The sequence below is a fragment of the Streptomyces actinomycinicus genome, from assembly GCF_016741775.1.
Taxonomy (GTDB): Bacteria; Actinomycetota; Actinomycetes; order Streptomycetales; family Streptomycetaceae; genus Streptomyces; species Streptomyces actinomycinicus.
This window is the reverse complement of the sequence record NZ_JAERRK010000028.1, coordinates 23,934-45,060: the sequence shown is the minus strand read 5'-3', so window position 1 is coordinate 45,060 and position 21,127 is coordinate 23,934. Positions and strand designations below refer to the sequence as shown.

Sequence of the window (21,127 nt, the reverse complement as noted above, 5' to 3'; positions counted from 1 at the left end):
CCCGGCCGCCGTACGACCACAAGTAAAGCACACAATTTAGTTGTGCACAACTAAATGGCTTGCAAGAGCTACGCTGGAGCCATGACCGCCACGCCCACCACCTCCGACGCCGCCGACGCCCCCGACGCGGACTGGCTCCGCCTGGACCGCCAGATCTGCTTCTCGCTGCACGCCGCGTCCCGCGCCTTCAACGGCGTCTACCGCGTGATCCTCAAGGACCTCGGGCTCACCTACCCGCAGTACCTGGTGATGCTCGTGCTCTGGGAGCAGGGCGACCTGCCCGTCAAGCGGCTCGGCGAGGAGCTGCGACTCGACTCCGGCACGCTGTCCCCGCTGGTCAAGCGGCTGGAAGGGGCCGGCCTCGTACGGCGCGAGCGGAGCGCCGAGGACGAGCGGTCGGTGCGGGTCCACCTCACCGGGGAGGGCGTGGCGCTGCGCGAGCGGGCCCTGGAGGTGCCGCGCCGGATCATGACGGCGACCGGCTTCGCCCTGGACGAGATCGTCGAGCTGCGCGCCCGGCTCGACCAGCTCACCACCGCTCTGGACGCGGCGGCGCGGGCGGAGGCGCGGGGCGGGCGCTGACCGGGCGGACGTAGAGCCGTACGGTCACCCCGTGCCGCACCTTTTGCTCACGGCCGGTGAACTCCTGCTGCAGGACGGCGTACTTCGCCCGCTCGACGGGGTTGCGCGGGGCCCGGCGGCCGGCCAGGAGCTTGCGGTCCGCCACGACCCAGACCCGGTCCAGCCGCGCCAGCCTCCGGCGCACCTCGCCCGGTCCGGCCTCGCGCCCGTACAGCGTCCCGGACCCGGCCGCCCCGGCCACCAGGGCCACGTCCCGCACACCGCGGAAGGCGCGGGGATACGTCAGCGCCACGTTCCGCAACTGCACCGGCAGGAACACCACGGCGTCCCCGGGCCGCAGCTCCCGCCCGGCCACCCGGGAGACGGCGGCGAGATCATCGGCCCGCCGCCCGGGGTCCCGGTCCTTGTGCAGAACGGGGAACTGGTGGAGGAGCGAGAGGGCGAGGGCGAGTACGCCGGTGAGGGTGAGGTAGGGGGCTCGCGCACGGGGCCGCACCGCCACCCGCCCCATCAGCCCGGCCGCCCGCTCGGCCCCGGCCGCCACCACCAGCGGTGCCCCCGACAGCGCGTACAGCACGTACCGGTCGACGTACAGCGGCGACACCTGCGAGGCCAGCATCAGTGCCACCGGCGGCAGCACCGCCAACGGCAGTCCCACCCCCGCGCACGTGACCTCCCCCCGCCGCCCCACGAGCCCCAACAGGCCCAGCAGAGCCAGCCCGAGACACACCCGGTACACCCCGTCCGTCGGGCCGAGGAACACCCGCAGCAGGTGTTCCGCGGTGTCCGTGGTCGGCGGCTTCAGCCAGGCCACCTGCGCCGACTGCCCCCGCGACACCAGCGCCATCGGAAGCAGCCCGACGACGACCGCCCCCGCCGCACACCCCCACCCCCGCCACACCCGCGCCCCGGCCCGGGCGAGCGCCAGCGACGCCGCGTGGGCGAGGAGCAGCAGGACCGCGAACTCGTGCAGCCAGCAGGTGGCGCCGAGGAGCGCGCCGTAGGGCCACCAGGAGCCCCCTTCGACGGCCCGCACGAACAGCAGGGTCGCACCCGTGGCGCCGGCCGCGACGAGTGCGTACGAGCGGCCCTCCTGGGCGTAGTGACCGGCCATCGGCGTCACGGCGTACAGCAGACCCGCCCACAGCCCGACCCGCGGCCGGGCCAGCCGCGTGCCGAGTGCGGCCACCAGACCCGCCGTGACGGCCGCCGCGCACACCGACGGCAGCCGCAGGACGACCTCGCCGGGGTGGACGGCCAGGACGGCGTGCAGGAAGAGGTAGTACACGCCGTGCACCGCGTCGACCTCGTGCAGCAGCCGCCAGATCTGCGGCACCGTACGCCGCCCGACCTGATAACTGACCGCCTCGTCACGCCACATGCCGCCCCGGTCGAGCCCCCAGAGCCCGAGCAGCAGCATCACCAGCGCGGGCACGCCCACGGCGACGGCCCGGCCCAGCCGCACCGGGGTGCATTCCGGTACCCGTTGCGGTGCCCGGCTCGTTGCACCGGTCGGCACGGCAGTGGTCGCTCCAGCCGCCCGACGCGGCTGCGGTTTCGCAGGAAGCCCGACGTTCACCATGGCCCGATCTCTTGCGATTAGCCAATATTTGCGGCCGTTGACGGCGTATCAGCATGGATACACCATCCGCACCGCTTAGGCTCCCATGTGATGAACCGTCTCCGTGTCACCTCCGGCCCGGTCCTCGCCGTCACCTCCCTGTGGCTCGTCACCCGGGCCGTGATGCTGTGGCTGCTCGAACACAACAGCGCCCGGCTGCTGGGCAGCGGCTCGGTGACCCGGGAGGTGTGGCGGCTCTACTTCCACTGGTACGGCGTCCTCGCCCACGGCTCCTTCCCGGTGCACGACACGCTGTGGCAGTACCCGCCGGGCGCGGGCGCGGTGCTGCTGGCGCCGGGGCTGCTGCCGGGACTGACGTACTTCGAGGCGTTCGTGCTGCTCACGCTGGCCGTGGACGCGCTGACCGCGGCGGCGCTGGTCCGTGCGGGCACCCGGAGCGGGCGGAGCCTGCTCGGCGCGGCCGTGTGGACCGGCGGTCTGCCGCTGCTGCTGCAACTGCCGCTCGCCCGCTACGACGTCCAGGTCACCGCCCTGGCCGTGCTGTCCCTGCTCGCGTCGGGACGGTTCCCGCGCGCGGGCGGTGTGCTCGGTGCGCTGGGCGGCCTGGTGAAGGTGTGGCCGGCCCTGGTCCTGCTGGGCACGCCCCGGGGGCGGACGACCCGCACGGCGTGGGCCTGGGCGGCGGGCGCTGGGGCCGCGGGTCTCGCGCTGCTCGCGGCCTTCTTCACCCACCCGCTGTCCTTCCTGCGGGAACAGGGCGGCCGGGGCGTGCAGATCGAATCGCTCGGCGGTACGGCACTCAGCCTGGCCCGGCACGCCGGCTGGTCCGGGCGCACGCGCTACCAGTACGGCGCGATCGAACTCGTAGGCCCGCACGTGCAGGCCGTCGCCGGCGTCTTCCTCGGGCTCACCGCGCTCGCCCTCGGACTGCTGCTGCTGTGGCGGCTGCGCGCGCGGCACTGGAGCGAGGCCACGCCGTACGACGCGGCCCTGAGCGCGGTGCTGCTGTTCACGGTCACCAGCCGGGTCATCAGCCCGCAGTACATGATCTGGCTGATCGGGCTCGCCGCCGTGTGCCTGACCTCGCGGCACACCAGCCAGCGGCCCGTGGCGGTGCTCGTCCTGACGGCGTCCGCACTGAGCACGGTGGCGTTCCCGATGTGCTACCGCGAGGTCGTCGACGGCACCTGGGCCGGCTGCCTGCTGATGCTGGCCCGCAACGGGCTGCTGACGGCCGCCGCGGTGCTGTCCTTCCTGCGGCTGTGGCGGGCCGCGCGGCCGCCGGCCGGGAAGACCGCGGCGGTGACGGAACCCCGTCCCGGTGCGGACCGTCTTCCGGATCGAGTACTAAGCGTCCCTTAACGGGGTATACCGCACATTTCAATGCCTCCGGCCCGTGGAATCCATGCACCCTGAACCGCGAGACCCGCACCCCGCACCGACACCGGCTCCCGCTTCGGCTCCGGCTTCGGCTCCGGCTGCGGCCGGTGAGGTCGCCGTCGTCGTCATCGGCTACAACGACCGCGCCCACGTGGGCGAGGCCGTGCGCTCGGCGCTGGCGCAGGGGCCCGCCGTCGGCGAGGTGATCGCCGTGGACGACTGCTCCACCGACGGCAGCGCCGAGCTGCTGGCCCGGCTGGCCGGTCGCGAGCCGCGGCTGCGAGTGGTGCGCCGGGACGTGAACAGCGGCGGCTGCGGCAGCCCGCGCAACGCCGGGACGGATGCGACGACGGCCGCGTACGTGATGTTCCTGGACAGCGACGACGTGCTGCCGCCCGGCGCGGTGGACGCGCTCCTGGCGGCGGCCCGGGAGGCGCACGCCGAGGTCGCGAGCGGGCTGTGCGTGCGCCGTGAGCTGCCCGCGGGCCGGGAACAGCCCTGGCAGGGGGCCCTCTACGCGGCGCCGGCCGTGCTCGCGCACCCCTCCCGCCGTCCCCGGCTGGTCCACGACACGCTGTGCGTCAACAAGCTGTACCGCACCGACTTCCTGCGCGAGCACCGCATCCGCTTCCCCGAGGGCCGCTTCCTCTACGAGGACTTCGTGTTCACCGCGCGGGTACTGGCCGCGAGCCCGCGCATCGCGCTCGTACCGGACCGGGTGTACGTGTGGCAGGTGCGCCGGACGGCCGGGGAACTGTCGCTCTCGCTGGACCGGGCGCACATCGACAACTGGACGGCGCGTGTCGAGGCGAGCGGGCTGGCGTACGACATCCTGCTGGGCGCGGGGCAGAAGGAGCTGGCGCGGGCGGCACGCGCCAAGTTCCTCGACCACGAGGTGCGCATGTACGCGCGCGAGCTGGAGTTGCGCGACGCCCACTACCGGCGCGCCTGGTGGACGCGCACCCAGGAGTACCTCGGCCGCTACGACGCGGCCGACTGGGAGCGGAACCCCGCCGCCCCGGGCCGCCTGCTCGCCCGGGTCGTCCTGGCCTCCCCCGAACCCCGTGACCTGCTCCGCCTGCGCGAACTCGCCGCCCGCCCGGCCCGGCTGCTGCCGCCCTACGCCCGCACCGCCGAGGGCGTCCCCGTCTGGGCCCCCGACCTCCCCCAGGTCTCCCTGGCCGCGCTCCTGACCCGGCCCGTCTCCGCGCTCCCCCTCACGGTGGACGCGGAACTGCGCCCACGCGCACGTGCCTCGCTGCTGCGTCTTCGGCTGCACGAGCTGTACGGGAGGGCGGCCGAGGCGGGCCCGCGCGAGGTGGACGTGGTCTGGCAGGCGCGGGCGGACGGCTGCACGCGCGGGCGCTCGACGACGCCCCTCACGCCCTCCGGCGCGGGCACCTGGTCGGCCGAGCTGCCCGTCGACCTCGGCGCGCTCGGCGACGAGACCTGGGACCTGCGGCTGACCTTGCGGTTCGCGAACGGTGCGGAGCGCGAGGTCACGGCGCACGCCCTGACGGGCGCCGGCCGGCTGCGCCGGTGCGCCGTCCCGAGCGCCCGGTACGGCGTACTCCTGGCGCATCCGCACGCCACTCACTCCGGCGCACTGGCGGTGCGCGTGGCGACCGGTGCGCGCGGAGTGCTGGGGGTGGCCCGTGGCCGGTTCCGCCGCTTGCTTCACTGGGACACGGGCCAACCGACGAGCTGACGAGGGGACGGCCGCACATGACCTGGCTGATCACCGGCGGTGCCGGATACATCGGGGCACACGTCGTCCGCGCGATGACGGAGGCGGGTGAGCGCGCGGTCGTCTACGACGACCTGTCCACCGGCATCGCCGAGCGGGTACCGGCCGAGGTGCCGCTGGTGCGCGGCTCGATCCTGGACGCGGACCGGCTGGCCCGGGCCCTCGCCGAGCACGAGGTCACCGGGGTCGTCCATCTGGCGGCGAAGAAGCAGGTGGGCGAGTCGGTGGACAGCCCGCTGCGCTACTACCAGGAGAACGTGGAGGGCCTGCGGATCCTCCTGGAGGCGGTGGTCTCGGCGGAGGTCCCGTCGTTCCTGTTCTCCTCGTCCGCCGCCGTCTACGGCATGCCGGACGTCGACCTCGTGACGGAGGAGACGCCCTGTCTGCCGCTGTCCCCGTACGGCGAGACCAAGCTGGCCGGGGAGTGGCTGGTCCGCGCGGTCAGGCGGGCGACCGGCCTCGCCACGGCGTCCCTGCGCTACTTCAACGTGGCGGGCGCGGCAACCCCGGAACTCGCCGACACCGGCGTGTCCAACCTGATCCCGATGGTCTTCGAACGGCTCACCGAGGGCGCCGCGCCGCGCATCTTCGGCGACGACTACCCGACCCCCGACGGCACCTGCGTCCGCGACTACATCCACGTGGTCGACCTGGCCGAGGCCCACGTCACCGTCGCCCGCGCGCTCCAGTCCTCCCCCGGCACGGACCTCACCCTGAACATCGGGCGCGGGGAGGGCGTGTCCGTGCGCGAGATGATCGACCGCATCAACGCGGTCACCGGGTACGACCGTCCGCCGACCGTCACCCCGCGCCGTCCCGGCGACCCGGCCCGCGTCGTCGCCGCGGCCGACCGCATCACGACGGAACTGGGCTGGCACGCCAAGCATGACGTCCAGGACATGATCACGTCGGCGTGGGAGGGGTGGGTGCGGATGCATCCGGAGGCCGCGCGGTCGTAGGGCCGCCGTTGGAGCGGGGCCGTGGGGGCTCGCCGTCGTGCTGGGGTGCGTGGCCGGGTGCGGCTGCGGGTGCGCTGCGCGCTGGTCGCGCTGTTCCCCGCGCCCCTCAGGCCGGTTGGGGCTCAGGGCAGCTCACAGGGCTGGCGGAGTTCCCCGCGCCCACGGGAGGGTTGGGGCTCGGGCGGCTCCGGGGCTCGCGGAGTTCCCCGGGCCGCTGGGGAGTTGGGGGTCGGCGCCGCTCAGAGGGCTCTGAGTGCTGCCGCCGTGGCTCGTGCCAGGTTTTCCAGGTAGGACTTCGGGAGCTTCGGTGAGCGGGTGACCACCGAGCGCCAGTACAGGGGACCCGAGATCAGGTCCAGGGCGAGGTCGGGATCCACCCCCGGCCGCAGTTCCCCCCGCTTCTCCGCCGCCGCCACGACCTTGCTGGCCACCCCTTCCTGCCCGTCCCGCAGCGCCTTCTGGAAGGCCTCGGCGATCTCCGGGTTGCGCGCGGCCTCGGCCTGGAGGTCGGGGATGATCTGGGACGCGACGGGGTGGCGCAGGGCGCGGGACGTCACCTCGTAGAGGAGGCGCAGGTCGCCCTCGAGGGAGCCGGTGTCGGGGACCGGGAAGCCCGTCACGGCCATCGCTGAGACGACGTCCAGGACCAGGTGGAGTTTCGAACGCCAGCGCCGGTACACCGCCGTCTTGCCGACCCCGGCCCGCCGCGCGATCCCCTCGATGGACATGCGTGCGTACCCGACGGCCGCCAGTTCCCCGAAGACGGCCGCCCGGATGGCCTCGGTCACGTCCTCCCGGAGCACGGCGGCCCCGGCGGGGGCCCGGCGGCGTGGGCGCGCCGGCGGCTCGTCGGCGGACCCGGCGGCGTTCGTCGTCATACCGCACAGCATAGGGCGTTACGACGAAACGGTTGCGTTCCGACGTCGGTTGGGCCTAACCTCACGTTGCGACGATACGGTCCCGTCCCGACGTAAGAGAACGTGAAGAGAAGCGTAAGGAAACGCCGGGCGACGGGCACGGACACGGCGGTCCCGGCGACAGCCGGACGCAGCACCCCCCTCCCCCCGAGCGAAAGCAGCGGATGTGAGCCAGGTCCTCCACACACCGCCCCCGACGCGGGCCCCGGCCGACGACGACCTCGCGGCGCTGGCCGCACGGCACGGGCTGTCGGTCAGCGGCGCCCGCCCCACCCTGCCGGAGTACGTCCGCCAGTTGTGGGCCAGGCGCCACTTCATCGCCGCCTTCTCCACCGCCAAGCTCACCGCGCAGTACAGCCAGGCGAAGCTCGGTCAGGTCTGGCAGGTCATGACCCCGCTGCTGAACGCCGCGGTGTACTACTTCATCTTCGGTGTGCTGCTCAACACCAAGCACAACGTGCCGGACTACGTGCCCTTCCTGGTGACGGGCGTGTTCATCTGGACGTTCACGCAGAGTTCGATCATGGCCGGCACGCGCGCGATCTCCGGCAACCTCGGCCTGGTCCGCGCCCTGCACTTCCCGCGCGCCGCCCTGCCGATCTCGTTCGCGCTCCAGCAGCTCCAGCAGCTGCTGTTCTCGATGGCCGCGCTGGTCGTCATCCTGCTCGTCTTCGGCGTGCCGGTCTCCCTCTCCTGGGTGCTGGCCGTCCCGGCCCTGGTGCTCCAGTTCACCTTCAACGCCGGGGTGTCCATGGTCATGGCGCGGATGGGCGCCAAGACCCCGGACATCGCCCAGCTGATGCCCTTCGTGCTGCGCACCTGGATGTACACGTCCGGTGTGATGTGGAGCATCGACAAGATCGCCGGGCACGACAAGCTGCCGCACGTGGTGACCGTCGCGCTCCAGCTCAACCCGGCCGCCGTCTACATCGACCTGATGCGGTTCGCGCTGATCGACAGCTTCCACGCCGGGTCGCTGCCCCCGCACGTGTGGGCGGTGGCCACCGGCTGGGCCCTGCTCGCCGGTGTCGGCGGCTTCATCTACTTCTGGAAGGCTGAGGAGACGTACGGCCGTGGCTGAGCACACCCAAGAGAAGGTCCCCACCGTCGTCGCCGACGACGTCGACATCGTCTACCGGGTCAACGGCACCGGCGCGGGCCGCGGCACGGCCACCGCGGCCCTCAACCGCATCCTGCGCCGCAAGCAGGCCGAGAAGGCGGCCGGCGTGCGCACGGTGCACGCGGTGAAGAAGGTTTCGTTCGTCGCCTACAAGGGCGAGGCGATCGGGCTCATCGGCACCAACGGCTCCGGCAAGTCGACGCTGCTCAAGGCGGTCGCCGGGCTGCTCCCGGTGGAGAGCGGGCACATCTACACCGACGGCCAGCCGTCCCTGCTGGGCGTCAACGCGGCCCTGATGAACGACCTCACGGGTGAGCGCAACGTGTTCCTCGGCGGCCTCGCCATGGGCATGTCCCGGGAGCAGATCAAGGAGCGCTACCAGGACATCGTCGACTTCTCGGGGATCAACGAGAAGGGCGACTTCATCACGCTGCCGATGCGCACGTACTCCTCCGGCATGGCCGCCCGGCTGCGGTTCTCCATCGCCGCGGCCAAGGACCACGACGTCCTGCTGATCGACGAGGCGCTGGCCACCGGTGACCGTTCCTTCCAGAAGCGTTCCGAGGCGCGGATCCGCGAACTGCGTCAGCACGCGGGCACGGTCTTCCTGGTCAGCCACAACAACAAGTCGATCCGCGACACCTGTGAGCGGGTGCTGTGGCTGGAGCGCGGCGAGCTGCGCATGGACGGGCCGACGGATGAGGTCATGAAGGAGTACGAGGCCTTCACCGGCGACAAGAAGCCGGCCCCGAAGAAGCCCGCCGCGAAGAAGCCGGCCCCTGCGGCGGAGGCACCGGCCGCGGGCAACCAGGGCGGGGCGAAAGTACCTCTTCCCTCCTGACCGGGGCGTCGTACTCCGAACGCATCCATCCCTTTCACCCTGTTAGTCACAGTATGTTATGAAAGGATTGCCCGGAGACGACGAGCCGAAGGAGTCCGCCGCGATGCCCCAGCTGAGCGTGATCGTCTACGGGCCGAACGCACAGGGGCGTCTGACCGAGCTGCTGGACTCCCTGGCGGCGCATCCCCTCACCGACGCCGAGGTGATCGTCGCCGCGGTCGGCGACTGGGCGCGGGAGGCGGCAGGGCGGCACGCCCCGGAGTTCGTCGTCGTCCCCCTTCCGGACGGCACCCGGGACCCCGTGGCCCGCGCGGCCGGTGCCGCCCGCGCGTCCGGCCGCTGGCTGCACTTCGTGCACGCCAAGGACGGCCTGCCGGCCGGCGCGCCCCGCCTGATCGCCGAGCGGACCGCCGAACTGGACGCCACGGACACCCCGCACCCGGTCGACGTACTCCTGTTCGACCACGTCACCACCACCTGGCAGACCGCCGCCGCCCCCTCCCGGGACGGCCGCCGGCTCGCCGCCGTCGGCCGCGCCGGCCGTGCCCTGGACGGGGCCGCCGACCTGCTGCGGCTCGCCCCGCTGCTCGGCAACCGCGTCCTGCGCGCCGAGTTCTGGCGGGCGCACGAGGAGCAGCTCACCACCGACGACGAACCGCGCGCCGCCCACGCGGCCCTGCTGCACGCCGGCCGCGTCGCCTGCCTGAACCAGGTGGCCTACGAGGACCGCGTACTGCGCCCGGAGAGTCTGCCGCCCCGCGCGCCCGAGGACCGGCTCGCCCTCATCGACCGCTACGAGTCCCTGCTGCCGCTCACCCGGGGCCGCCGGGCCGCCCGCGTGGTGCTGTACGACCTGATGGTGCGTGACCTGCTGCGCACCTTCGCCCGCGAGGACCTGCCCGACCCGGTGGCCCGGGAGTTCTTCCGCCGCGCCTCACTGGCCACGGTCCGCTGGCGCCCCGCGGGCCACCGGCGGCCGGCCGGCCTGGAGGGCGTACGGCAGGGGCTGCTGGAGGAGGGCGCGTACACGAAGTACCGGGCGTTCCAGGCCGCCAACCGGGCCCGCCGCACCGCCCGCAAGGCCGTACGCACCCGCAAGCGGCGGCTGAGCGCGAAGGTCCGCGACCACCAGTACCGGCGCGCCCTGAACCGCCCGCTGGACCCGGACCTCGCCGTGTTCGCCGCCTACTGGGACCGCGGCGTGGCCTGCAACCCCGCCGCGATCGCCGCGAAGCTCGCCGAACTCGCCCCGCACATCCGTCAGGTATGGGTGGTGAACAAGGCGAACGCGGCCCTGCTCCCGCCCGGCACCGACCACGTCGTCCCCGGCACCCGCCGCTACTGGGAGACGCTGGCCACCGCCACCTACCTGACGAACAACGTCAACTTCCCCAACGCGGTGGTCAAACGCCCCGGCCAGATCCACCTCCAGACCCATCACGGCACCCCGCTCAAGCGCATGGGCATGGACCAGATGGACCATCCGGCCGCCGCCAAGGGCCTGGACTTCGCCGCCCTGCTGGCCCGCATCGACAGGTGGGACTACAGCGTCAGCGCCAACAGCCACTCCACCCGGATGTGGGAGCGCGCCTACCCGGCCCGCTACACCTCGCTCGACCACGGCTATCCGCGCAACGACGTCTTCTACGCCTGCGATGCCCAGGGGGTGCGCGCGGCCCGCGAACGCCTCGGCATCGCCCCCGGCCGAACGGCCGTCCTGTACGCCCCCACCCACCGCGACTACGAGGCCGGCTTCACCCCCCGCCTCGACCTCGCCGCCCTCGCCGACCGCCTCGGCGAGGACACGGTCCTCCTGGTCCGCGCCCACTACTTCTACGGTGGGGCCGCCTCCCCGCTGACCGGACTGCGCCGCTCGGGCCGGATCATCGACGTCTCCTCGTACGACCCCGTCGAGGAGCTGTGCCTGGCCGCGGACGCGCTGGTCACGGACTACTCGTCGATCATGTTCGACTACGCCAACCTGGACCGCCCGATCGTCGTCTACGCCGACGACTGGGAGACCTACCGCACCACCCGGGGCGTCTACTTCGACCTGATGGCCGAACACCCCGGCCAGGTCGCCCGCACCCAGGAGGAACTCGCCGAGATCTTCCTCTCCGGGGCCTGGCGCGACGAGAACGCGGCCAAGGCGCGGGCCGCGTTCCGGCGCCGGTTCTGCGAGTACGACGACGGGCGTGCCGCCGAACGGGTGGTACGGCGGGTGTTCCTGGGCGAACCGGAGGAGTCGCTGCCGCCGGTCCTCCCCGTCGAGGACCGCACCCCCGCCCCGACCCCCGAGGAGGCCGCTGCATGACGCGTCCCGACGTCACGGTCACGGTCATCGTCTACAACGACGCGGAGCGTCTCCCCCGCGCCGTCGATTCGCTGCGCGCGCAGACGCACGCGAACATCGAGATCGTCATCAGCGACGACCACTCGACCGACGACACCCCGGCCGTGGCCCGGGCGTTGGCGGCGCGGGACCACCGCATCCGCTGCGTACGCCTGCCGCAGAACAGCGGCGGGTGCAGCGCCCCGCGCAACCGGGCCATCGAGATCGCCCGGGCGCCCTACCTGATGTTCCTGGACAGCGACGACGAACTCCCGCCGCGGGCGGTCGAGCTGCTGCTCGCGGCCCACCGGGAACGGGAGGTGGACTTCACCATGGGCGCGGTGCGCCGGGTCCGGGTGGACAACGGGCGCCGCTCGACCTGGATGCCGCACCTGGTCACCCGGCGCCGCACGGTCGAGGGCATCGAGGCGGACCCCCGGCTGCTCTTCGAGCACCTGTCGACGAGCAAGATGTACGCCCGCGCCTTCCTGGACCGCCACCGGCTCCGCTTCCCCGAGGGCATCCACTACGAGGACCAGCTGTTCTCGGCCCAGGCGTACTGCCTGGCCACGGCGTTCACGATCATCCCGGACCCGGTGTACGTCTGGTACATCGAGCCGTTCGCGGCGGCGGCCGCCGCCTCCATCTCCAACCAGCGGCACAAGATCGCCAACGTCCGCGACCGGGTGCACGTCCAGCGGCTGATCGACGACTTCCTGGTGAGCAGCGGCCACGCGGGACTTCGTGAGGACAAGGACTACAAGTTCCTCAAGCACGACTTCCGGATGTACGCCGGCGACCTGCCCTACCGGGACCCGCAGTGGCTGGCGTCCTTCGCCGGCATCATGAACCCGTACCTGGACACGCTCTCCCCCGGCGCGTTCGAGCGGCTGCCGCGGCTCGAGCGGGTGGTGCTGGAGCTGCTGCGGGACGGCCGCCCGGCCGAGGCGCAGCTGGCGGCACGCGGCCTGGGGCACGGGGTGGCGCCACGGCAGGTGACCACCGACGGGACGGGCGTCCCGTACTGGGGCGGCAGCGTCCCGGCCACGGACCGCTCCCGCCGCGAACTGGACCTGTCCGAGCTGGAGCTGGACACCCGGCCGTTCCCCGCGGCCCAGTTCCGCCACGAGATCACCGGACTCACACCCGGTCCAGGGGCGTCCCTGACCCTCGCGATCCGCACCTACGACCCCGGTCTGCGCCTGCCGGTCGGCCCGCAGCGCGCCTGCCTGCTGCTGACCCCCGGCCGGCGCCGGATGACGGTCCCCTTCCGCCTGGACCCGGTCCGCCCCGGCGTCTTCGAGGGCACCGTCCGCCTCGACCTGGCCACCGCGCCGCTGCCCCTCCAGGGCTTCGAGGGCGTACGGCACCCCCTGGTCCGCCTGGACCAGCAGGGCCTGTCCCACACGGGGCTGCTGCTGGCACCCCTGACCTTCCCCACCTGCACGGCCCGCATCGACTACCGCTCCGGCGCCGCTCCCCACCGGCTGACCATCGAACCGGAAGGCCGCAACCCCGGCCGGCTCCAGCTCCGCTGGCAGCCGGTGGGGGTGACCGCCCGGGTGACCCGTCCGGTGGTCCGAAGGGTGGCCCGGCCGCGGGTACGGAGCGCCGCGCGGCTGGTGGCGAGCCTGTTGAGGTAAAAGCAGGCGCAGGGCACTTTTCCGCCAGTCGTACCGCACAGCACCACCGGGGAGTTCCCGTGGCTCAACTGGTCCCTCCGTCCGCCGCAACCAGTCCCACGCCGTCCTCAGGTGCACCGGGCGGCTGGCGGACCCGGCTCCGCTCGGCGACGCGCCGGCACCCCGTACGCGTCACGTTCGTACCGCGTGAGACGTACGTGGCCGTGGCGCTCCACCTGACGCTGTCCGTCGTCGGGTTCGTCGTCCTCCTGCTGCTCAACCGGCACCTCGGCCACACCGTGACGGACCTGCTGCACCGCTGGGACTCGGCGAACTACCTCTCCGTCGCCGAGCACGGCTACCCCGACCGGCTCCCCCGCCGTTCCGACGGGCTGCCCGCCTACAGCACCCTCGCGTTCTTCCCCTTCGTCCCCGGGCTGATCCGCGTACTGCACCTGATCACGGGTCTGTCCTTCGCCTACGCCGGAGTGCTGATCTCCTGGATGGCCGGGGCCGTCGCGGCGAGCGGGGTGCACACGCTGGCGCGGGCCGTCGTCGGTTCTCCCGCCGCCTACGTGTGCGTGGCCCTGTGGTCCTGTTCGCCGTACGCGTTCGTGCTCTGGATCCCGTACTCCGAGGCCGTCTTCACCGCTGTCCTGATGTGGGCGCTGGTGGCGCTGCTCGCCCGGAGCTGGGTGACGGCGGGGCTGCTCTGCGCGGTGGCCGGGACGGTGCGCCCCACCGCATGCGTGCTCGTCGCGGTCGTCGCCCTGACGGGGCTCGCAGCGCTGGCCACCCGCGGCGACGGCCTGCGTCCGCTGGCCGCGGCCGTGCTCGCCCCGCTGGGCCTGATCGGCAGCTGGCTCTACCTCGGCAGCAGGATCGGCTCCGTCACGGGCTGGTTCGAGGCCCAGAAGGCCTGGGGGCAGTCCTTCGACTTCGGCGTCGGCACCCTCGACTTCCTGGACCATGCCATCGGGGCGCACTCGCCCGACATGCGGTACGTGACCGTGCTCGTGACGATGGCCGCCGTCGCCATCGGAGTCGTCGCCCTGGCCATGAACCGGCGCGTGCCCTGGCCCCTGGTGCTGCTCGTGGCGGTCGCCTGGGTGCTGCTGGTGGGCGTCTCCGGAGCGCCGTTCTCCAAGCCGCGCTTCATGCTGCCGTTCCTGCCGGTCCTGTTCCTGCTGCTCGCACCGTCCCTGGCCAGGCTCCGCCGGCCGGTGCGCCGGCTGATGTACGTGAGCGGCGCGGCGTTCACCGGCTGGTACGGCGCCGGCCTGCTCGTCCTCTTCCGGCAGGCACCCTGACACCCGGTTCGCCGGACAGCGCCATCTATATGCTGGGTTGTCACGAACTGCCCGGATACCCCATGTTCTCGGACGACCGGACGGGAGAGGTCATTGGACGGCGGAACGGCTGCCCCGGCCCGGCTGCGCGCGCTGCCCGTGCTCGCCGCCGTGATCTTCCTCGTCCTGCACGTCTTCGCCTACCCGGCGACCCGGTTCTCCAACGACTCCTACCGCTACGCCCGCGAGGCCTACGAGTTCCTCGGCGACCCGCCCGGGCGGGCCCAGCAGAAGGCCCTGGCCGCCTACTGCGCCGACACCGCGAGGCTCGTGCACCGCAACCGGCTGCTGGACCAGACGAAGTTCCGCGCGCCGGGCCGGGAGGCGGAGTACCGCCGCAGCTGTGCGGCCAAGTACCGCGACGGGCTCGCCCCGAGCGGCCCGGAGTACGACCGCATCTTCCGCACCCGGCCCGCCTACCCGCTGATGGCCGCGCCGTTGGTGGCGCTCCTCGGCGCCAAGGCGGGCCTGACCGCGGTGGCGCTCGCCTTCACGGCGGCCGCCGGATTCCTCGTGTACCTGCTGCTGCGGGCCCTGCGCGCCCCGCCGCCGGCCGCCGTGCTCGGCCAGGTCCTGTACTACGTCACACCGCTCGCGCTGTGGGGCGGCCGCCCCCTGTCCGAGGGGCCGGTGGTCGCCCTGATGACGGCCCTGCTGCTGGCCTCGGTCTGGCTGCTGCAGAACCGCCTCACCCGGGGCGCCCTGCTCCTCACCGGGGCTCTCGCCCTGGGGTTCGCCGTCAAGTACTCGAGTTTCCTGATCGTGGCGCCGTTCCTGGCGGCAGCCGCGTACGCGGCCCTGCTCTTCGTCCGGCGTACGCGGCACCGCGGCACCTGGGTGCTCGCCGGGCTCTCCACGGCCGGCACGCTCGCCGCGGCCGTGGTCAGCAGGGTGCTGCGGCTGCCCGGCATGACCGACTCGCTGCAGGACGTGTTCACCCTGCACTGGACCCGCCCCGAGGTCGCCGACCCCTGGCGCTCGCTCGTCCGCCTCGACGCCAACTACTGGTGGCAGTGGCTGCAGAAGGAGGCCCTCGCCCCGCTGCTGCTCACCCTGCTCGCGTGCGGCACGTGGGGCCTGTGGAAGCGCTCGGTACCGGTGGCCCTGTGCGTCCTGGCGACGGGCCTGACCGGATTCGCGACCATGGCCGCGCACCCGCTGGCCGTGGAACAGGACCGGCTCTACGTCCAGGTCTGGCTCATCCCCGTGATCGGCCTGCCCCTCGCCCTCGAACAGCTCTGGCGGCGCGCGGCCCCGGCACCGGCCGCCCCCGGCGACGCCGGCACCGCCGGGGAACCGGCCGGGCCCACCCGCTGCGTGCGCTGATCCGTCCCGCCACATGGAAGGCGCCCCGGACCGTCACCGGTCCGGGGCGCCTTCATCGCCGTACGGCTACGAGTGCGTGCGCAGCAGCGTCCGCATCGTGCGCATCGCCACCGACAGGTTGGCGAGGTCGAACGAGTCCGAGCCGCGGATCTCGTCCAGCGTGCTGCGGGCGCGGCCCAGGATCGCCTGGTTCTTCCGCTCCCAGGCCGTGAACCGCTGCTCCGGCGTCGAGGTGCCGTTGCCCGCCGCGAAGACGTCCGCGGTGAGCGCCGCGTGCGCCGCGTAGAGGTCCTCGCGGATGGAGGCGCGGGCCATGGACTGCCAGCGGTCCTCGCGGGGCAGCTCGATGATGCGGTCCATCAGCTGGGTGATGTCGAGCCGGTCGGCGAGGTCGTAGTAGATCTCGGCGACGTCCAGCGGCTCCTTGCCCATGCGGTCGGCCACCGAGACGATGTCCAGCGCCGGGAAGGCCGAGGAGAACCCGGCCACACGGCCGGCCAGCTCGTCCGGGACGCCGGCTGCGGACAGCTCGTCGTACACGTGCTGGTACCACTCCAGGTCCGCGCCGCGCAGCAGCTTCGGCAGCTGCTGCCAGACCTGCTCGACTCGCTCACCGAAGAACTCGACCGTCTCGGCGAGTTCCAGCGGCTGCGGACGGTTGTTCAGCAGCCAGCGGGTGCCGCGCTCGACCAGCCGGCGCGAGTGCAGCCGGATGCGGGTCTGGACGGCGGCGTCGACCTGGTTGTCCAGCGACTCGACCGCGTCCCACACCGGCGCCGAGCAGAAGATCGCGCGGGCCGCGGTCTGGGCGCGGACGATCTCCTCCAGGGAGGCGCCGGTCTCCTCGCGCAGGCGGTGCAGATACGTCGTACCGCCCGTGTTGACCGTGTCGTTGACCAGCACGGTCGTGGTGATCTCACGACGCAGCGGGTGGTTGTCGATGGCCTCGGCGAAGCGCTCGCGCAGGGCCGACGGGAAGTACGCGTGCAGCAGGCCGCGCAGATACGGGTCGTCCGGCAGCGAGGTCCCCAGCAGTTCCTCGGAGACCGTGATCTTCGTGTACGCCAGCACGACGGCCGTCTCCGGGCTGGTCAGGCCGTGGCCCTGGGCGATACGGTCCCGGATCTGCCGGTCGGTCGGCAGGAACTCCAGCGCCCGGTCCAGGTGGCCCTCGCGCACCAGGTGGCGGAGGAACCGCTGCTGGGCGTGGAGCATGGCGTTGGCCTGGGACAGGGCGTTGGCCAGGGCGGTGTTCTGCGCGTAGTTGTTGCGCAGGACCAGCGCGCCGACCTCGTCGGTCATCTCGGCGAGCAGCTTGTTGCGCTGCTTGACGGTCATGTCGCCGTCCGCGACCAGGCCGTTCAGCAGGATCTTGATGTTCACCTCGTGGTCGGAGGTGTCCACACCGGCGCTGTTGTCGATCGCGTCCGTGTTGATCTTGCCGCCGTGCGTGGCGAACTCGATCCGGCCGAGCTGCGTCAGACCCAGGTTGCCGCCCTCGCCGACGACCTTGACCCGCAGGTCGGCGCCGTCCACGCGGATGGCGTCGTTGGCCTTGTCACCGACGTCCGCGTTCGACTCCGCCGAGGACTTCACGTACGTGCCGATGCCGCCGTTCCACAGCAGGTCCACCGGCGACTTCAGGATCGTCTTCATCAGGTCGGCCGGGGTCATCTTGGCGACCTTGTCCTCGATACCGAGGGCCTCGCGGATGTGACTGTTGAGCGTGATCGACTTGGCGCTGCGCGGGAAGATCCCGCCGCCGGCCGACAGCAGCCCGGTGTCGTAGTCGGCCCAGCTGGAGCGGGGCAGCTCGAACAGGCGGCGGCGCTCGGCGTAGGAGGTGGCCGCGTCCGGGGTGGGGTCGATGAAGATGTGCCGGTGGTCGAAGGCGGCGACCAGCCGGATGTGCTCCGAGAGCAGCATGCCGTTGCCGAAGACGTCACCGGACATGTCGCCGATGCCGACGACCGTGAAGTCCTCGCTCTGCGTGTCCACGCCCAGCTCGCGGAAGTGCCGCTTCACGGACTCCCAGGCACCGCGCGCGGTGATGCCCATGCCCTTGTGGTCGTAACCGGCCGAGCCGCCGGAGGCGAAGGCGTCGCCGAGCCAGAAGTTGTACTTCTCGGCGACGCCGTTGGCGATGTCCGAGAAGGTCGCGGTGCCCTTGTCGGCGGCGACGACCAGGTAGGTGTCGTCGCCGTCGTGCCGGACCACGTCCTGCGGCGGCACGACCTCGCCGGCCACCATGTTGTCGGTGATGTCCAGCAGCGCCGAGATGAACGTCTTGTAGCTGGCGATGCCCTCGGCCAGCCAGGCGTCGCGGTCCACGCCCGGGTCCGGCAGCTGCTTGGCGACGAAGCCGCCCTTGGCGCCGACCGGCACGATGACGGTGTTCTTCACCATCTGCGCCTTGACCAGGCCGAGGATCTCGGTGCGGAAGTCCTCACGCCGGTCGGACCAGCGCAGACCGCCGCGGGCGACCTTGCCGAAGCGCAGGTGCACGCCCTCGACGCGGGGCGAGTACACCCAGATCTCGTACGCCGGGCGCGGCGCGGGCAGGTCCGGGATGGCCTGCGGGTCGAACTTCATGGAGACGTAGTCGTGCGGCTTGCCGCCGAGCGCCTCCTGGAAGAAGTTGGTGCGCAGGGTCGCCTTGATGACGGTCAGGAAGGACCGCAGGATGCGGTCCTCGTCCAGGCTGGCGACCTGCTCCAGGGCCGCGTCCAGCTCCTCCAGCAGCGCGTCGGTGATCTCCAGGCCGGCCTGCTGCCGTTCCGGGGACATCCGCGCCTCGAACAGGGAGACGAGCAACCGGGTGGTGTGGACGTTGTTGCGGAGGGTGTCCTCCATGTAGTCCTGCGAGAAGGTCGAGCCGGCCTGCCGCAGGTACTTGGCGTAGGCGCGCAGCACCATCGCCTGCCGCCAGGAGAGCCCGGCGCTCAGCACGAGGGCGTTGAAGCCGTCGTTCTCGGCCTTGCCGGTCCAGGTGGCGGCGAACGCGTCCTGGAACCGCTCACGGGCGTCGTCCGCCAGCCGGTCGCCACTGTGACCGCCCACCGACTTGGGCATGCGCAGACCGAAGTCGTAGATCCAGGCGGTGGTGCGGTCCGCGCAGCGCAGCTCGTACGGGCGCTCGTCGGTGACCTCGACGCCCAGACGGCTGAGCACCGGCAGGACCTTGGAGAGGGAGACGGTGCCGCCCTTCTGGTAGATCTTGAAGCGGCGCTCGTCGGGCGCGGCACCCACCGGCTCGTACAGGCTGAGCGAGAAGGTCTTGTCCTCGCTCAGCTGCTCCAGGTGGACGAGGTCGGCGACCGCGGCACGCGGCGAGTGGTCGGCCTTGTAGCCCTCCGGGAAGGAGTGGTTGTAGCGGCGCAGCACCTCGGCCGCGTGCTCCTCACCGCACTCGGCGGTCAGCGCCTCGGCGAACGCGTCGGCCCAGGAACGGGCGGCCTCCACCAGGCGGGCCTCGATGCGCTCCTTGTCGGCGTCCGACAGCTCGGGCAGCTCGGTGCCCTGCGGGACCCGGACGACGAAGTGCAGCCGGGACAGGATCGACTCGGTGTTCCAGGCGGTGAAGTCGACGCTGATGCCGCCCAGTTCCTCCTTGAGGATGTCGATGATCCGGAGGCGGACGCCGGTGGTGTAGCGGTCGCGCGGGAGGTAGACGAGGGCCGAGTAGTAGCGGCCGTACTCGTCCTGGCGCAGGTACAGCCGCAGCCTGCGGCGCTCCTGCAGGTACAGGACGCTCGTGACGATGGACTGCAGCTCGGCGACCGGCGTCTGGAACAGCTCGTCGCGCGGGTAGGTCTCCATGATCTGGAGCAGGTCGCGGCCGTCGTGGCTGTTGGGCGAGAACCCGGCGCGCTCGAGCACCTCGTCGACCTTGCGGCGGACCACCGGGACCCGGCGCACCGAGTCGGTGTAGGCGGCGGACGAGAAGAGGCCCAGGAAGCGGCGCTCACCGATGACGTTGCCGTCCGCGTCGAACTTCTTGACGCCGATGTAGTCCAGGTACGACGGCCGGTGCACGGTGGCCCGGCTGTTGGCCTTGGTCAGCACGAGCAGCTTGTGCTCGCGGGCCTTGGCGCGGGCGTCCGCCGGGAGCCGCTCGAAGGAGGGGCTGACCGGGTGCTGGTCGTCCTCCGCGTGGTGCGGGTCCGAGCGCAGTATGCCGAGACCGGTGCCGGGCACGGCGGCGAGCGTGTCGTCGGCGCGCAGCTCGTACTCACGGAAGCCGAGGAAGGTGAAGTGGTCGGCGGCGAGCCAGTGCAGCAGCTCGCGGGCCTCGTCGACCTCGGGCCGGGGCAGGTCGCCGGGGGCGGGCTCGCTCCGCAGGTCGTCGGCGATCCGGGTCGCCGTGTCCCGCATCTTCTCCCAGTCCTCGACGGCCTCACGGACGTCGGACAGGACGCGCAGCAGGTCGGCGGTGATCTGCTTCAGGTCGGCGCGGTCGGTCTCCCGGTCGATCTCGACGTGGATCCAGGACTCGACGTGCGCGTCGTGCGGGAAGTCGCCGGTGGGCGGGGTCGGCAGCACCTCGATCAGCTGGCCGGTCAGGTCACGCCGGACGACGAACTGCGGGTGGATGACGACGTGGATGCCGCGTCCCTGCCGGGTCAGCTCGTTGGTGACCGAGTCGACGAGGAAGGGCATGTCGTCGGTGACGACCTCCACGACCGTGTGGCTGCAGGTCCAGCCGTTCTCCTCCACGGTCGGGGTGTGCACCCGGACGTTCGCGGTGCCCTGGGGGCGGTTCTCGGCGAGACGGTAGTGCGAGACCGCGGCACCGAAGACGTCGACCGGGTCGCGGTCGGCGAGGTCTTCCGGGGCGGTGTGCAGGTAGTAGCGCTGGAGGAACGCGAGCACGGATTCCGCGTCCGGGGTGCCGGGAGTGCCCTCGCTCGTCGACCCGGTCGGTAGGTGCCCCCCGACCGGGCTGTTCTCAGCTACCCGGGCGGCCCTCTCGAGCAGCTCGGCCTTTGCTTCGTCCAGCTTGGTCTGCATTGTCCTCTGGCTCCTGTCGCGCGCCGTTGCGTGACGTAGAAGGAAGTACGGTCCCTGTCCCTGCGACACAACGCCACGTCCCGGGGTGTCCGGTCGGTTCCGACGCTATGCCTCGAGGTGAGATGAGCGGGGGGTATTCGGCCATTGTCGACACGTCAGACAGCTGTGACGCTGCTCTCGGCGCCGCCGTGTCCGGGATCGTCCTCGGCGCCTCGGGGGCGTCCGCGCCCCCGTCCCGCCCGCGAAGACCAGCGACCGCCGCCCGGTCACGGAGGTGTTCCGTGCAACCCGGGCGCAGGGCAGGAGCAGCATCGCTCCCGCGAGATATCGCGCTGATCACGCCACCAGGCTATCGCCACT

At 72.3% G+C, this 21,127-nt stretch carries 13 protein-coding genes; 10 read left to right on the top strand and 3 right to left on the bottom strand.

Going from position 1 to position 21,127, the window contains the following annotated elements:
* Positions 1 to 81: 81 nt before the first annotated feature.
* Complete coding sequence (locus JK359_RS35025) at positions 82 to 582, top strand: MarR family winged helix-turn-helix transcriptional regulator (RefSeq protein WP_201843672.1); 501 nt, start codon at positions 82 to 84, stop codon at positions 580 to 582.
* Here the strand turns inward: JK359_RS35025 and JK359_RS35020 are convergent.
* Positions 530 to 2,101: a glycosyltransferase family 39 protein gene (locus JK359_RS35020; RefSeq protein ID WP_307788422.1), complete on the bottom strand. Its 1,572-nt coding sequence runs from the start codon at positions 2,099 to 2,101 to the stop codon at positions 530 to 532. The genes JK359_RS35025 and JK359_RS35020 overlap by 53 nt on opposite strands.
* Before the next feature lie 153 nt (positions 2,102 to 2,254).
* Between JK359_RS35020 and JK359_RS35015 the strand changes: the two genes are divergently transcribed.
* The 3 genes from JK359_RS35015 to galE are packed head-to-tail and all read left to right on the top strand — an operon-like array spanning position 2,255 to position 6,250.
* Complete coding sequence (locus JK359_RS35015) at positions 2,255 to 3,526, top strand: glycosyltransferase 87 family protein (RefSeq protein WP_201843671.1); 1,272 nt, start codon at positions 2,255 to 2,257, stop codon at positions 3,524 to 3,526.
* 43 nt (positions 3,527 to 3,569) lie between these two features.
* The gene (locus JK359_RS35010; protein WP_201843670.1) at positions 3,570 to 5,252 is read left to right on the top strand and encodes a glycosyltransferase family 2 protein; all 1,683 of its coding nucleotides are present in this window, start codon (positions 3,570 to 3,572) and stop codon (positions 5,250 to 5,252) included.
* 17 nt (positions 5,253 to 5,269) lie between these two features.
* Positions 5,270 to 6,250 carry a UDP-glucose 4-epimerase GalE gene (galE, locus tag JK359_RS35005; RefSeq protein WP_201843669.1) on the top strand — a complete coding sequence of 327 codons (981 nt, stop codon included), beginning with the start codon at positions 5,270 to 5,272 and terminating at the stop codon, positions 6,248 to 6,250.
* 239 nt (positions 6,251 to 6,489) lie between these two features.
* On the opposite strand, the gene JK359_RS35000 is transcribed toward galE, so the two are convergent.
* Positions 6,490 to 7,128 (bottom strand): TetR/AcrR family transcriptional regulator, encoded by a 639-nt coding sequence (locus tag JK359_RS35000; protein WP_201843668.1) that lies wholly within the window; start codon positions 7,126 to 7,128, stop codon positions 6,490 to 6,492.
* A gap of 205 nt (positions 7,129 to 7,333) precedes the next feature.
* On the opposite strand from JK359_RS35000, the gene JK359_RS34995 reads away from it, so the two are divergent.
* The 6 genes from JK359_RS34995 to JK359_RS34970 all read left to right on the top strand — a co-directional run bounded on the left by JK359_RS34995 (position 7,334) and on the right by JK359_RS34970 (position 15,757).
* Positions 7,334 to 8,248, top strand: coding sequence for an ABC transporter permease (locus JK359_RS34995; protein ID WP_201843667.1), 915 nt, complete (start codon positions 7,334 to 7,336; stop codon positions 8,246 to 8,248).
* The gene (locus JK359_RS34990; RefSeq protein WP_201843666.1) at positions 8,241 to 9,128 is read left to right on the top strand and encodes an ABC transporter ATP-binding protein; all 888 of its coding nucleotides are present in this window, start codon (positions 8,241 to 8,243) and stop codon (positions 9,126 to 9,128) included. The genes JK359_RS34995 and JK359_RS34990 overlap by 8 nt, the downstream gene beginning before the upstream one ends.
* A 103-nt stretch (positions 9,129 to 9,231) precedes the next feature.
* A complete protein-coding gene (locus JK359_RS34985) occupies positions 9,232 to 11,442 on the top strand; it encodes a CDP-glycerol glycerophosphotransferase family protein (RefSeq protein WP_201843665.1) in 2,211 nt (736 codons plus the stop codon).
* Positions 11,439 to 13,103 (top strand): glycosyltransferase family 2 protein, encoded by a 1,665-nt coding sequence (locus tag JK359_RS34980; protein ID WP_201843664.1) that lies wholly within the window; start codon positions 11,439 to 11,441, stop codon positions 13,101 to 13,103. The genes JK359_RS34985 and JK359_RS34980 overlap by 4 nt, the downstream gene beginning before the upstream one ends.
* Positions 13,104 to 13,162: 59 nt before the next feature.
* The gene (locus JK359_RS34975) at positions 13,163 to 14,392 is read left to right on the top strand and encodes a putative hexosyltransferase (protein WP_201843663.1); all 1,230 of its coding nucleotides are present in this window, start codon (positions 13,163 to 13,165) and stop codon (positions 14,390 to 14,392) included.
* 93 nt (positions 14,393 to 14,485) lie between these two features.
* The gene (locus JK359_RS34970; protein ID WP_201843662.1) at positions 14,486 to 15,757 is read left to right on the top strand and encodes a hypothetical protein; all 1,272 of its coding nucleotides are present in this window, start codon (positions 14,486 to 14,488) and stop codon (positions 15,755 to 15,757) included.
* A gap of 66 nt (positions 15,758 to 15,823) precedes the next feature.
* Here JK359_RS34970 and JK359_RS34965 read toward each other — a convergent pair whose 3' ends face one another.
* Positions 15,824 to 20,767, bottom strand: a complete 4,944-nt coding sequence (locus tag JK359_RS34965) for an NAD-glutamate dehydrogenase (protein WP_201843661.1) — start codon at positions 20,765 to 20,767, stop codon at positions 15,824 to 15,826.
* Positions 20,768 to 21,127 lie beyond the last annotated feature (360 nt).